This window comes from Rhodococcus sp. IEGM 1370, assembly GCF_033142325.1.
In the GTDB taxonomy this organism is placed as follows: Bacteria; Actinomycetota; Actinomycetes; order Mycobacteriales; family Mycobacteriaceae; genus Rhodococcoides.
In genome coordinates this window covers 182,702-195,574 of record NZ_JAWLRY010000001.1, presented here as the reverse complement: position 1 = coordinate 195,574, position 12,873 = coordinate 182,702, and the positions used below count along the sequence as shown (strand labels likewise).

General features: G+C 64.9%; 11 protein-coding genes. 6 read left to right on the top strand and 5 right to left on the bottom strand.

The features are described 5' to 3' along the window. Window positions 1-69: 69 nt before the first annotated feature. Window positions 70-2,562: a UvrD-helicase domain-containing protein gene (locus tag R4P47_RS00955; protein ID WP_317532623.1), complete on the bottom strand. Its 2,493-nt coding sequence runs from the start codon at window positions 2,560-2,562 to the stop codon at window positions 70-72. A 296-nt stretch (window positions 2,563-2,858) separates the two neighbouring features. Here R4P47_RS00955 and R4P47_RS00950 point away from each other — a divergent pair, with 296 nt between their 5' ends. Then, window positions 2,859-3,149, top strand: a complete 291-nt coding sequence (locus tag R4P47_RS00950; RefSeq protein ID WP_068050144.1) for a chorismate mutase — start codon at window positions 2,859-2,861, stop codon at window positions 3,147-3,149. A 47-nt stretch (window positions 3,150-3,196) separates the two neighbouring features. Here the strand turns inward: R4P47_RS00950 and R4P47_RS00945 are convergent, their stop codons facing one another. Beyond that, window positions 3,197-4,648 (bottom strand): NAD-dependent succinate-semialdehyde dehydrogenase, encoded by a 1,452-nt coding sequence (locus tag R4P47_RS00945; protein WP_094686773.1) that lies wholly within the window; start codon window positions 4,646-4,648, stop codon window positions 3,197-3,199. An 82-nt stretch (window positions 4,649-4,730) separates the two neighbouring features. On the opposite strand from R4P47_RS00945, the gene pgi reads away from it, so the two are divergent. Both pgi and R4P47_RS00935 read left to right on the top strand, forming a co-directional pair. Next, window positions 4,731-6,380, top strand: coding sequence for a glucose-6-phosphate isomerase (pgi, locus tag R4P47_RS00940; RefSeq protein WP_317547756.1), 1,650 nt, complete (start codon window positions 4,731-4,733; stop codon window positions 6,378-6,380). A gap of 125 nt (window positions 6,381-6,505) precedes the next feature. Further along, complete coding sequence (locus R4P47_RS00935) at window positions 6,506-7,474, top strand: type IV toxin-antitoxin system AbiEi family antitoxin domain-containing protein (protein WP_317547757.1); 969 nt, start codon at window positions 6,506-6,508, stop codon at window positions 7,472-7,474. A 67-nt stretch (window positions 7,475-7,541) separates the two neighbouring features. On the opposite strand, the gene R4P47_RS00930 is transcribed toward R4P47_RS00935, so the two are convergent. Continuing rightward, window positions 7,542-9,158, bottom strand: coding sequence for an acyl-CoA dehydrogenase family protein (locus R4P47_RS00930; protein ID WP_317783903.1), 1,617 nt, complete (start codon window positions 9,156-9,158; stop codon window positions 7,542-7,544). Next, on the bottom strand, window positions 9,145-9,747 hold the full coding sequence (locus R4P47_RS00925) for a TetR/AcrR family transcriptional regulator (protein WP_317783902.1): 603 nt from the start codon (window positions 9,745-9,747) through the stop codon (window positions 9,145-9,147). The genes R4P47_RS00930 and R4P47_RS00925 overlap by 14 nt, the downstream gene beginning before the upstream one ends. 61 nt (window positions 9,748-9,808) lie before the next feature. Here R4P47_RS00925 and R4P47_RS00920 point away from each other — a divergent pair, with 61 nt between their 5' ends. The 3 genes from R4P47_RS00920 to R4P47_RS00910 are packed head-to-tail and all read left to right on the top strand — an operon-like array spanning window position 9,809 to window position 12,079. Next, entirely contained in the window at window positions 9,809-10,573 is a 765-nt protein-coding gene (locus R4P47_RS00920; RefSeq protein ID WP_149405111.1) for a crotonase/enoyl-CoA hydratase family protein, read from the top strand. Then, window positions 10,570-11,817 carry a hypothetical protein gene (locus R4P47_RS00915; RefSeq protein ID WP_317783901.1) on the top strand — a complete coding sequence of 416 codons (1,248 nt, stop codon included), beginning with the start codon at window positions 10,570-10,572 and terminating at the stop codon, window positions 11,815-11,817. The genes R4P47_RS00920 and R4P47_RS00915 overlap by 4 nt, the downstream gene beginning before the upstream one ends. A 16-nt stretch (window positions 11,818-11,833) precedes the next feature. Continuing rightward, window positions 11,834-12,079 (top strand): DUF2630 family protein, encoded by a 246-nt coding sequence (locus tag R4P47_RS00910; protein ID WP_317783900.1) that lies wholly within the window; start codon window positions 11,834-11,836, stop codon window positions 12,077-12,079. Between the two features lie 10 nt (window positions 12,080-12,089). On the opposite strand, the gene R4P47_RS00905 is transcribed toward R4P47_RS00910, so the two are convergent. Next, window positions 12,090-12,848, bottom strand: coding sequence for an SDR family oxidoreductase (locus R4P47_RS00905; protein ID WP_317783899.1), 759 nt, complete (start codon window positions 12,846-12,848; stop codon window positions 12,090-12,092). Window positions 12,849-12,873: the final 25 nt, after the last annotated feature.

Genomic DNA, 12,873 nt, shown 5'->3' with positions numbered 1-12,873 from the left:
GTACACCAGCTTTCGACTCGAAGCCGGACCCCGCTTTCGCAGGGTCCGGCTTTCGCGTTCTCGGCTCTGTTACAGCTTGGTCATCGGGACGCCGCCGATGAGCATCATCTTCACGCGACCAGCCGAACCGAAGTCGACCAATACCATCGCCTTGACTCCGGCACCGGTCGATTCCAGCACCGTACCCAGGCCGTACTTGTCGTGGCTGACTCGATCGCCCACGGCGAGAACGAGATTGGAGTTGCGCCCCTTGGCGGCACCGAAACTCGGCGTCGAACTCTGACCGCGATTCGAGGATCCGCCGTAGCTGCCGGAGCCGTAATTGCTCGAACCGTAATTGTTCGAGCCGTATCCGCCACCCGATCCGTAGCTGCCCGATCTGCCCCCGCCGATGGCTCGGCCTCCCCCGGTGCCCGGATCCTCGCGTCGCCAGTCGATCAGGTGCTGCGGAACTTCCTGCAGGAAGCGTGATTCCGGGTTAGCGATGGGCTGCCCCCATGCCGAGCGCATGATCGCGCGCGTGAGGTAGAGCCGCTGCCGCGCACGGGTGATCCCCACGTACGCCAGGCGTCGCTCCTCGGACAGTTCATTGGGGTCGCCGAGCGCCCGCATGTGCGGGAATTGGCCGTCCTCCCAACCCGTCACGAAGACGACCGGGAATTCCAGACCCTTGGCGGTGTGCAGCGTCATCAAGGTGACGACGCCGGTACCCGAATCGGGGATCTGATCGGTGTCGGCCACCAGGGAGACCCGTTCGAGGAACGCCGCGAGCGACCCCGGCTCGGCCAACCCGTCGACGCCACCGTCCGCGTCGCCGTTCTCGTCGTCCCCGGTTTCGAGAGCCTCTGCCGCCACCGCGGCCTGATTACGCGCCTCCGAGGTGAATTCCCTTGCGACGCTGACGAGTTCGTTGAGGTTGTCGAGGCGCGCGCCGTCCTGCGGATCACTGCTGGCTTCGAGCTCGGCGCGGTAGCCGGTGCGATCGAGAACGGCTTCGACGACATCACCGATGTCTGCGATGTCGTTGCCGTCCCCGTCGGTCGCGGTGAGCACTGCACGTAGTTCGTCGAGCAACTCCATGAACTGCGCGATCAACTTCTGCTGCCGCGAGTTGAGCAACGCCACCTTGCCCGCGGCCGCGTCGTGCAATGCGCGCGAGAAGCTGATGTCTCGCTGCTCGGCGTGCACGGCGACACAGGCCTCGGCACGATCGCCGATCCCCCGGCGCGGAGTGTTGAGGATGCGCCGCATGCTGACGGTGTCGTCCTCGTTGGACAGCACCCGCAGGTACGCGACGAGGTCTCGTACCTCTTTGCGCTCGTAGAATCGGACTCCGCCGACGACCTTGTACGGCAGTCCGAGTCGGATGAAGATCTCCTCGAGCGCACGCGAGGAGTTGTTGGTTCGATAGAAGACGGCCACCTCGTCGAAGCGCACATCTCCGCCGTCGACGAGTCGATCGATCTCGGAGGCCACGAACGACGCCTCGTCGTGCTCGTTGTCGGCGACGTAACCGACGATCAACTCGCCCTCGCCGGTATCGGTCCACAGTTTCTTCTCACGCCGGCCGATGTTGCGCGAGATCACCGCGTTGGCGGCCGAGAGGATGTTCTGCGTCGATCGGTAGTTCTGCTCGAGCAGGATGGTGCGAGCGTCGGGATAGTCGCGCTCGAATTCCTCGATGTTGCGAATCGTGGCACCACGGAATGCGTAGATGGACTGATCCGCGTCGCCCACCACACACAGCTCGCCCGGAGCGACAGTGCCCTCGAGTGCGCCGTCGGCGTCGGGGGTGCCGACCAATTCACGGACCAACATGTACTGGGCATGGTTGGTGTCCTGGTACTCGTCGACCAGAACGTGCCGAAACCGGCGTCGGTAGTACTGAGCCACCTGGGGGAACGCCTGCAGAATGCCCACCGTTTCGCCGATGAGGTCGTCGAAATCCATCGCGTTGGCGGCGCGCAGCCGCTGCTGATAGATGCCGTAGACCTTGGCCACCAGCCGTGGGAGCTCGGCGGGATCGCCGTCGGCGTCCTCCGCTGCCTTGTCGGGGCCGATCAGCTCGTTCTTCAGGTTCGAGATGGCCGTCGAGAGCAGCCGCGCCGAGAACTTCTTGGTGTCGATCTGCAGATCCTTGGAGATCATCGTCAGCAGTCGCCGAGAGTCGTCCGCGTCGTAGATGGAGAAGTTCGAGTTCAGACCGGGCAGCAGCGCAGCCTGCGCGCGCAGGATCCGCACGCAACTCGAGTGGAACGTCGACACCCACATGGCGTTCGCCCGCGGTCCCACGAGTCCGGCGACTCGCTCGCGCATCTCGGCAGCGGCCTTGTTGGTGAACGTGATGGCCAGAACCTGGCCGGGTGACACTCCTCGCTCGGCCAGCAGATACGCGATACGACGCGTCAGCACCGCCGTCTTGCCCGACCCGGCTCCGGCCACGATGAGCAGCGGAGATCCGGTGTGCACGACGGCCTCACGCTGCTGAGGATTGAGACCTTCCAGCAGTGTGTCGGACGAGGTGTTCTGTCGGGATTGGAGGCCCTGGAGGAATGTGTTCATCGTGTGGTCAGGTTACCGGCGCGTACCGACAAACCCACATCGCGTGGTCGTCGGCCGAACCGACGACTTTTCAGGAGGGTTGACCCGTGGCACACTGGATCGGTGATCGAAAAAACCGTACGTCATCGCCTGCATCGGGTCGGCCATTGTTCGGCCACGCGTGCAGGAGCCTGTCGATAGACGCAACGCCCCTGGTTCCGGACGGGACCGAACCGAACGGCGATGCAGTTCCGAATACGAAAGGCGTAACGGTGACGGACGACGCAGCGATCCAAGATGTGACCCGAGGAGAGACGATGGCCATGACGACGAAGATCGACTCAGAGACCGCAGTGCCCACGAGCGAAGCCGAGATCAACGACCTGCGCCAGGAAATCGATCGCCTCGATGCCGAGATCCTGACGGCCATCAAGCGTCGCTCCGAGGTGTCGCAGATCATCGGCCGCACCCGTATGGCCTCCGGCGGACCGCGCCTGGTGCACAGCCGCGAGATGAAGGTTCTCGAGCGTTTCAGCAGCCTGGGCCAGGAAGGTCACACGCTGGCCATGCTCCTGCTCCGCCTCGGTCGCGGTCGCCTCGGCCACTGATCCACCCCCGGTTGGGCGCGCGGTGCGCACGCCCAACCGTCAGTAGCTCACTTCAGAGCGATGTACTTGGTCTCGAGATACTCCTCGATTCCCTCGGATCCGCCCTCGCGGCCGAATCCGGATTCTTTCACTCCACCGAACGGCGCTGCCGCGTCCGAGATCACTCCGCGGTTGACGCCCACCATGCCACTGTCGATTGCGTCGGCCACCCGTAGCGCACGATCGAGACTCTCGGTGTAGATGTACGACGCCAGGCCGTACTCGGTGGCGTTGGCCGCGTCGATACCTTCCTGCTCGGTATCGAAGCCGACGATCGGAGCCACCGGCCCGAACACCTCCTCCTTCAGAATGCGTGCATCAGCAGGCACCTCGGTGAGCACGGTCGCCGGGTAGAAGTAGCCGTCCCCGCCCGGCGCGGTGCCCCCGAGCGCCACCGTCGCGCCCTTGGCCACCGCGTCGTCGACGAGTTCCTGCACGGTCTCGAGCTGATCGGCATTGATCAACGGTCCGAGCTTGGTATCGGGGTCGACGCCGGGGCCGAGCTTCATCTCGGCCATCTTTTCCACGAGTTTGGTGGTGAACTCCTCGCGCACGCTGTTGTGCACGTGCAAGCGGTTCGCGGCGGTGCAGGCCTCGCCGCCGTTGCGCATCTTGGCGAGCATGGCACCGTCCACCGCGTCGTCGATGTTCGCGTCGTCGAACACCACGAACGGTGCGTTGCCGCCCAGTTCCATCGACGTGCGCAGCAAGCGAGTCGCGGACTTCTGAACGAGAGATTTGCCGACACCCGTCGAGCCGGTGAAGGTGAGCTTGCGCATCCGCGGATCCTCGATAAGGGGGCCTGTGACATCACCGGACTTGGACGTCGTCAGCACCGACAGCACGCCTTCGGGCAAGCCGACCTCGTCGAAGATCTGCGCGAGCAGCAACATCGTCAGCGGGGTCTCACGAGCAGGCTTGACGACGATGGTGCAGCCGGCGGCCAGAGCGGGACCGATCTTTCTGGTGCCCATCGCCAACGGGAAGTTCCACGGGGTGATCGCCAGGACGGGCCCGACCGGGGCCTTGGTGACGAGGATTCGACCGTTGCCCGCCGGGGCCGGGGTGTAGCGACCGCCGATGCGTACCGCTTCCTCGGCGAACCAGCGGAAGAACTCGGCACCGTATTTCACCTCGGCCTTGGATTCGGCGAGGGCCTTACCCATCTCGAGGGTCATCAGCAGCGCGATGTCGTCGGCGCGTTCGGTGACCTTCTCGAATGCCGCTCGAAGAATCTCACTGCGCTCGCGGGCGGGCGTTGCCGCCCAACCCTTCTGCGCCGCCGCGGCGGCGTCGAGCGCCTTCATCGCGTCGGCGGGCGATGCGTCGGCCACCTCTGTCAGGGGCTTGCCGGTCGCCGGATCGTTCACCGGGAACGTCTTGCCTCCCTCGGCGTCGACGGCCTTGCCGCCGATCCACAGTTTTGCCGGAATCGAATCGATCAATGCACGTTGGTCCATACCTCCATGATGCCTCCGCAGCGCCCGATGCAAACGACAAACGACGCGCGCATGACTCGGCACCGGATTAGTGTTGGTTCGTATGAGCGTCGATATCACCGGCACGGATGCCTGGCAGAAGCTGACCGATCACTACTCCTCGATCGCCGATACTCATCTTCGGACGCTGTTCGCCGAGGACGCCGACCGAGCGCACACGTTCACGCTCGACGCCGCCGATCTTCATATCGACTACAGCAAGCACCGGATCACCCGCGAAACCCTCGAACTGCTCGTCGAACTCGCGCGCACCGCCGACGTCGAGGGCAAGCGCGACGCCATGTTCGCCGGTGAGCACATCAACACCTCCGAGGACCGCGCCGTACTGCACACCGCGCTGCGCCTACCGGCCGACGCGTCGTTGACCGTCGACGGCCAGGACGTCGTCGCCGATGTGCACGAAGTCCTCACTGCGATGGGCGAATTCACCGACCGAGTGCGTTCGGGCGAATGGGTCGGTGCCACCGGCGAGAAGATCGCCACCGTCGTCAACATCGGCATCGGCGGTAGTGACCTGGGACCGGTCATGGTCTACAACGCGCTCCGTCATTACGCCGACGCGGGGATTTCCGCGAAGTTCGTTTCCAACGTCGACCCAGCCGATCTCGTCGGTGCGCTCGACGGACTCGACCCAGCGTCGACGCTGTTCATCATCGCGTCCAAGACGTTCTCCACCCTCGAGACACTCACGAACGCCACCGCGGCCCGCCGCTGGCTCGTCGACGCGCTCGGTGAAGATGCCGTCGCCAAGCACTTCGTCGCCGTGTCCACCAACGCCGAACGCGTCGCGGACTTCGGGATCGACACCGCCAACATGTTCGGCTTCTGGGACTGGGTGGGCGGACGCTACTCCGTCGATTCGGCAATCGGGTTGTCGGTCATGGCCGTTGTGGGCAAGGAAGCGTTCGGCGAGTTCCTCGACGGCTTTCATCGCATCGACGAGCATTTCCGGTTGACGCCGCTCGCCGAGAACGCGCCGGTACTGCTCGGCCTCATCGGCCTGTGGTACAGCTCCTTCTTCGGCGCGGAAACCCGTGCGGTGCTCCCGTATTCGAATGACCTCTCCCGTTTCGCCGCGTACCTGCAGCAGCTGACGATGGAGTCCAACGGCAAGTCCGTCAAGGCCGACGGCTCACCCGTCACCACGCCGACCGGCGAGATCTTCTGGGGCGAACCGGGCACCAACGGCCAGCACGCTTTCTACCAATTGCTCCACCAGGGAACACGTTTGGTGCCGGCGGACTTCATCGGATTCGCCGAGCCCACCGACGATCTGCCGACCCGCGACGGCAGCGGATCGATGCACGATCTGCTGATGAGCAACTTCTTCGCCCAGACCAAGGTCCTCGCCTTCGGCAAGACCGCCGAGGAGATCGCCGCCGAGGACACTCCGGCAGATGTGGTGCCGCACAAGGTGATGCCCGGCAATCGGCCCACCACCTCCATCCTCGCCCCCAAACTCACGCCGTCGGTCGTCGGTCAGTTGATCGCCCTGTACGAGCACCAGGTCTTCGTCGAAGGCGTCATCTGGGGAGTGGACTCCTACGACCAGTGGGGCGTCGAACTCGGCAAGACCCAGGCCCTCGAACTGACGCCGGTTCTCACCGACGCCGAAGCTCCTGCTGCACAATCGGATTCATCCACCGATGCACTGGTGCGCTGGTACCGGGCGCAGCGGGGTCGTTCGGCCTGAGTTGTGGCGGCGGATCAGCTCCCCAGTTTCGGATTTCAGACTCCGATCGGCGTCGGATATTCAAAAGTGGGGAGCTTTTCCGTTGTTGATGGATCCGTTTCGGCACCCGGCGCGTCCAAGCAATCATGGACTTACCCCAGACGGATCTGTTCACCCGAGCCGATGCACTCGCATTCGGGTTGACCGACGACGACCTGCGACGACTCCGCCGCACCGGGGAACTGTCGGTCCTGCGGCCGGGGTTCTACGTGTCGACAGCATCGATCGAATCGGCGAGTCCTACCGAACGACATTCCTTGCTCGCGCGGTCCTATCTGATGTCGGCTCCCCCGGACCACGTGCTCAGCCATGTCTCGGCCGCGATCGCCTGGGACTTCGACATCTGGCAGCTACCGCTGGACAAGGTGCACATGACACACGGTCTCGACTACGCCAGCAAGCGTCGGCCGCTACGAATCCTTCACGGCACCGCACTCGAGCCCTCCGAGCGTACGACGATCAACGGCTATCCGGTCACCTCGGCGGCCCGCACCGTCGTCGACATCGCACGCACCACGACCGTCGAGCGGTCGGTGTGTGTAGGCGACAGCGCACTCAGGTCAGGTCACACCGACACCGACGCTCTGTCGGCTGCGGTGGAGACGGCGCGGTTCCGCACGGGTATCTCCGCTGCCCGGCGAGCGGTGTCGCTGATGACCGGGCGCAGCGAGAGTGTAGGCGAATCTCGCAGTCGGGTGCTCTTCGAGACGCTTCCCCTGCCGACTCCGTTGCTCAATCAATGGGTGTACGACGGTGCGGGCCGCTTCGTCGGACGGGTCGACTTTCTGTTCTGGGAGTTCAAAGTGATCGGAGAGTTCGACGGCGAGTCGAAGTACGACTCCAAGCGTGTACTGCTCGACGAAAAGTATCGCGAGGACCGGCTACGCGAGTTGGGCTGGATCATCGTCCGGTGGAACTGGCGGGACCTCGACTATCCGCAAGCACTACTTCGCCGCTTCGAGCAAGCCTTCGCCCGCGCAGCAGGCCTTCCCACACCGGCCGGATGGTTCGGAGACCAGCGCCATTCGACGGATCAGCTCCCCAGTTTCGGATAACCGACTCCGATCGGCGTCACAAATCCAAATGTGGGGAGCCGATCCCCCTCAGACTCGAGCCGCCAAATCACACCCGCGCCAACACCGCCTCCGTATCGACGCCGACGGGCAGGGTGCCGAAGGCAATGCCCCAGTCACGGTCGAGTCGAGTGGCGCAGAAGGCATCGGCCACAGCGGAATTGCCGTGCATCACCAGCTGCGCGCCCTGGAAGGTCAGGGACATCAGTTCGACGACTCGCCTGGCCCGGTATTCCATGTCGGAGGTGTCGGAGAGTTCCTTGCCGACGCGGGCGATGGCGTCGTCCAGGCGAGAATCCACGCCCGACGCCTGGCCGATCTCACCGAAGAAGGCCTCGACACTGTCGGGTTGACGGGCCAGTGCGCGTAGGGAATCGAGTGCGGCGACGTTGCCGGAGCCTTCCCAGATCGACATCAGCGGCGATTCGCGGAACAACCGAGGCATACCCGATTCCTCGACATAGCCGTTGCCACCGAGACATTCGAGTGCTTCGGCGGCGTGGGCCGGTGCCCTCTTGCATACCCAGTACTTGGTGACGGCCAACGCGATTCGGCGCAGCGCACTCTCCTGCTCGTCGCCGCGGGCGGAGCCGTCGGTGGCCTGTGCCAGGCGGATCATGGCAGCGCTGGCGGCCTCGGATTCGATGGTCAAGTCTGCCAGTACGTTTCGCATCAGAGGCTGGTCGACGAGTGCAGCCCCGAACGCAGCTCGATGACGCGCGTGATGGACTGCGCGCACTGTGGCGTTGCGGATTCCGGCAGCCGACCCGATGACGCAGTCCAACCGAGTCATGTTGACCATCTCGATGATGGTGCGCACGCCGCGCCCCTCTTCGCCGACGAGCCAGCCGGTGGCCCCGTGATACTCGAGCTCACCGGATGCGTTCGACTTGTTACCGAGCTTGTCCTTCAAGCGCTGCAACATCATTCGATTGCGAGTGCCGTCGGGCAGCACGCGCGGCAGCATGAAACACGACAGCCCGCCGGGTGCTTGCGCCAGGGTGAGAAACATGTCCGACATCGGCGCGGACGTGAACCACTTGTGGCCGGTGATCGAGTACGTTCCGTCCGACGACGGAGTGGCCGTGGTGGTGTTGGCGCGGACATCGGATCCGCCCTGCTTCTCGGTCATCGACATTCCGGCGATCAGTCCGCGCTTCTCGGACGGAACACGCAGCCCGAAGTCGTATTCTCGCGAGGCCAGCAGCGGCTCGTACTGCGCGGCCAGAGAAGGATTGTGCCGCAACGCCGGAACGACGGCATAGGTCATCGAAATAGGGCACATGTGCCCGGCCTCGGCCTGCCCCCAGACGTAGAATTTCGCGGCGCGGGCAACGTGAGCACCGACGCGATCGTCGGCCCACGGACTGGCGTGCAGCCCGTGCTCGACGGCAACGGTCATAAGATCGTGCCAGTGCGGGTGGAATTCGACTTCGTCGATCCGATTGCCGTATCGATCGTGAGTCTTCAGCACCGGCGGGTTCTCGTTGGCGATCCGGCCCCAGTCCTGTGCCGCCACTCCACCTGCGAGGACTCCCAGCTGCCGAATCTCGTCGAGCGCCCAGCCGCCACCGGTACGCGCCACGCCGTCGAGCAACGACGGGTCCGCGGACGTGTCGAACGGACTCAGGTCGACTGCCTGGTTGAATACCTCATGCGTGTCCATCTCGAACTCCTAACGTGCGCAACGACAATGCGACCAGACCCGGTATCACGTCCACCGAGTTCTGCGATGACAACGGACCTACCAGCACTTCGCCGACGCCACCGACCAGCCCTGCTGCCGAGATGCGCACGTCCTGCTCGGGGATCTCTCCCGCTGCGATGCCGGCCACGATGGCGTCGGCGAAGGCATCGGTGAATTTCTGCCGGAACACCAACCGCTCGGCGTCGACGGCCGGGTCCACCGGTTCGGCCAACAACGCGTACGCCATCGTTCGGTTCTTCAAAGCCCGTCCGGCGAAGGTCTGCACCACTGCCGTGACCCGCTCGGCGGTGCTGCCGTGCCCGGAAACGGCCACCACTGCAGCGACCTCGCGGCTGCAGACCTCGCGAAAGATAGCGACGACCAGATCCGACTTGCCCTCGAAATGCGTGTAGACGCTGCCTGCGGACACCCCTGCTGCCGCGGCGACCGAGGCGATCGACAGGCCTGCGTAGCCCTGGGTCGAGAGCACCTCGATGGCAGCGTCGAACAGTTTTTCACGACCGGCGTCGAGTCTGGCCTGCACCGCGGGCGTCCGTCGATAGGGCATGCAAGGATTGAAGCACTGATTCACTGCTTCACGCAAGAGAACTCGAGTAGGGTTCACAGACATGTCGGTACGGATCGAACGATCAGGCCCCGTCACCACAATCGTCCTGTCGCGCCCTGAGGTGCGGAACGCTGTCGACGGCCCGACCGCCCAGGAGCTGACCCAGGCGTTCGAGGAGTTCGACGCCGACGAGTCCGCGTCGGTGGCCGTGCTGTGGGGCGAAGGCGGCACGTTCTGCTCGGGAGCCGATCTCGAGGCACTCGGGACATCACGCTCCAACCACGCCACCGAACACGGCGACGGCCCGATGGGTCCGACGCGAATGCGGTTGTCCAAGCCCGTCATCGCGGCTGTCTCCGGGTACGCCGTGGCGGGCGGACTGGAACTCGCACTGTGGTGCGACCTTCGCATCGCCGAGGACGACGCGACGTTCGGCGTGTTCTGCCGACGCTGGGGTGTTCCCTTGATCGACGGCGGCACAGTGCGTTTGCCGCGCATCGTCGGAACCGGTCGGGCGATGGACATGGTCCTCACCGGTCGCGCAGTCGATGCGCAGGAAGCTCTGAACATCGGACTGATCACCCGGGTCGTTCCGGTGGGGCGAGCTCGCTCGGAGGCGGAGGCATTGGCTGCCGAACTCGCCCTGCTACCCCAGACCTGCATGCGTGAGGATCGCCTGTCCGTCCTCGAACAGGACGGCCTCGACGAGGAGGCAGCGCTCAAGAACGAGTTTCGGCACGGAGCCATCTCGATCACCGCCGACGCACTCACCGGCGCGAGCAAGTTCGTCTCGGGCGCGGGACGTCACGGCACCCCGAGTCCGTGAAGTCCACGCGCCTGTCGGTGATCGACGAGATATTTCTCCGAACCCACCGCGGCTACGGAATTCCCATTGCACTGCAAGGTATCTGGCGCACGACCGAGACGGTGAGCAGGGAAGAACTCGACAGGATCCACGACGAACTGGCCGTCGGGCAGCTCGGTCGTCGAGTCGGCAAGCCCCGCATCCCCGGGGCACGACTTCGATGGGACATCTCGTCCGAGTCGCTTCCCCTCGAGTACGGCACCGACGCGGTCGACGACATCATCGGCTGGGCCGACGCGCAGGCAGACGTTCGACTCGATCCGCAGTACGGGCCCGGCTGGCGGTTGACGGCCGCACCCGTTGCACACGGGGGAACCGTGCTGTCCCTGGTGTGTTCGCACGCGCTGGCCGATGCTCGTGAGCTCATCGACGCTGCGGCACAAGCATTCTCAGGATCGGTACCGGTGCATGTGCTGCACCCGGGCTCGGATGTGAAGGATGCGCTCGCGATGATCGTCACCGTCCTCCTACGCTCCATCGCGGCGACGGCAAGATTGTGGGTCAGCAAGAAAGCCAGAGCCGAATTGCGAGCGTTCACCACCGCCGACAGCGGCGGTATCGCACCGCACCACGCGAACAGAATGACGTCGGTGATCGTGGATGTCGATGCTGCGGAGTGGGATTCGGCTGCCCGACGCGTCGGCGGATCGGCCAATTCGCTGTTCGTCTCCGTCGTCGCCGCCACGATGAACGAACTCGGTTCTCCCGCAGTGACCGTCGACATTCCTTTCCGCACCGGGTCCGGTGATGCCAATGCGATCGGCATGGCCACCGTCGCCGTCCGCGGAGACGACTCGCCCGCGGCCATCCGAGCAGCCTGCAAGGCAGCGTTCGGCAAGCCCGTCGGAGCTCCGGCAGGCTATCCACCCGAGATCGTCCAGTTGCTCCCCCACCGCGTCGCCGCGAAGCTGACGTCGACCCCGGGGCGCGGAGAAGTGTTGTGCTCCAACATCGGCGACATTCCCGACGGCATCACTGCGCTCGGCTCGCACCGATCGTGCGGACTCGCGACCCGGGCGATCCATCCGAACCCGTCGGACGCACTGTCGACGATCCGAATGTCCACCTATCTGTCCCGACTGGACGGCAACTACACGCTGTCGTTGGTGTGCACCGACGACGCACTCGCCGGATCGCCGGCCGAGCTCACCGCGGCCGTGCAACGAGCCCTGGCGACGCGGAACCTGGCCGCCAAACCCTGGTAGGTCTAGCGTTGTCGCCATGAACGAGCACGATATCCACACCAAGATCCAGCAGCTCATCGCCACCGAGCACAAGCTCCGCACCGAAGCCCAATCCGGGGACGTCGACCCGGACACCGAGAAGGCCCAACTGGCCTCCCTCGAGCACGCCCTGGACCAGTGCTGGGACCTGCTCCGCCAGCGTAGGGCGCGTATCGATGCAGGCAAGAACCCCGACGCGGCAACCGTCAACAGCGTCGACCGGGTCGAGGGGTACCTGCAGTGAACCCCGGAACCTAGACCATTCGATCCGTCAGCACGTTCGGTAGGAACCGCAGCGCCGCGTCGATGCCCCGCCACTTGAGTCCCGGTAGCGCGGCGCGGCGGGTTTCGCTCTCGATCGCGTCGACCATTGCCGACACTCCCTCGTCCAGAGTGGCTGTGAGAGCGGCACTGTCGCCCGCATTGGCCGACATGTCGGTGGCGATGAAGCCTGGCAGCAGGGTGGTGACGGCGATGTCGGTTCGCGACAGTTCCGTGGCCAACGATTCACCCAGCGAGGCCACTGCGGCTTTGCTCGCCGAGTAGGTCGCCTTGGCCCCCGGCAGTCCCCGGTCGGCGCTGACGGACGAGACGAACACCAGGTGCCCGTGTTTCTGTGCTCGGAAGATCGACAGTGCCGCCTCGGCCTGCGACAGCGCCCCGATGAAGTTCGTGTGGGCGGTCTGCAGGTTGGCCTCGGCTCGCCCGGTACCGATCTTCGCACCCTTGCCGAGCCCGGCATTGACGATCACTCGATCGAGTCCGCCCAGTTCGTCTCGCAGTTTTCCGAACACCTCACCGACCGCGTCGTGATCGGTGACGTCGAGAGCTCGGACCACCACGGTGATGTTCGGGTTGTGGTGCATCAACTCGGCGCGAAGGTCGTCCAACCGCTCGACCCGACGCGCACAGAGCCCCAGATCCCGGCCCATGCCTGCGAACCGTCGCGCCATTTCCTCACCGAGTCCCGAGCTCGCTCCGGTGATCAGAATCTTGTTCCGAGTGGTCGCCATAAGCGGCGAGCCTATGTCACTGTGG

Bases quoted from the DNA above. Each gene is read 5' to 3' on its own strand.
- R4P47_RS00950 (WP_068050144.1), top strand. From the start codon at position 2,859: ATGGCCATGACGACGAAGATCGACTCAGAGACCGCAGTGCCCACGAGC.
- R4P47_RS00925 (WP_317783902.1), bottom strand. From the start codon at position 9,747: ATGCCCTATCGACGGACGCCCGCGGTGCAGGCCAGACTCGACGCCGGT.
- R4P47_RS00910 (WP_317783900.1), top strand. From the start codon at position 11,834: ATGAACGAGCACGATATCCACACCAAGATCCAGCAGCTCATCGCCACC.
- R4P47_RS00930 (WP_317783903.1), bottom strand. From the start codon at position 9,158: ATGGACACGCATGAGGTATTCAACCAGGCAGTCGACCTGAGTCCGTTC.
- R4P47_RS00935 (WP_317547757.1), top strand. From the start codon at position 6,506: ATGGACTTACCCCAGACGGATCTGTTCACCCGAGCCGATGCACTCGCA.
- pgi (WP_317547756.1), top strand. From the start codon at position 4,731: ATGAGCGTCGATATCACCGGCACGGATGCCTGGCAGAAGCTGACCGAT.
- R4P47_RS00905 (WP_317783899.1), bottom strand. From the start codon at position 12,848: ATGGCGACCACTCGGAACAAGATTCTGATCACCGGAGCGAGCTCGGGA.
- R4P47_RS00955 (WP_317532623.1), bottom strand. From the start codon at position 2,562: ATGAACACATTCCTCCAGGGCCTCCAATCCCGACAGAACACCTCGTCC.
- R4P47_RS00920 (WP_149405111.1), top strand. From the start codon at position 9,809: ATGTCGGTACGGATCGAACGATCAGGCCCCGTCACCACAATCGTCCTG.
- R4P47_RS00945 (WP_094686773.1), bottom strand. From the start codon at position 4,648: ATGGACCAACGTGCATTGATCGATTCGATTCCGGCAAAACTGTGGATC.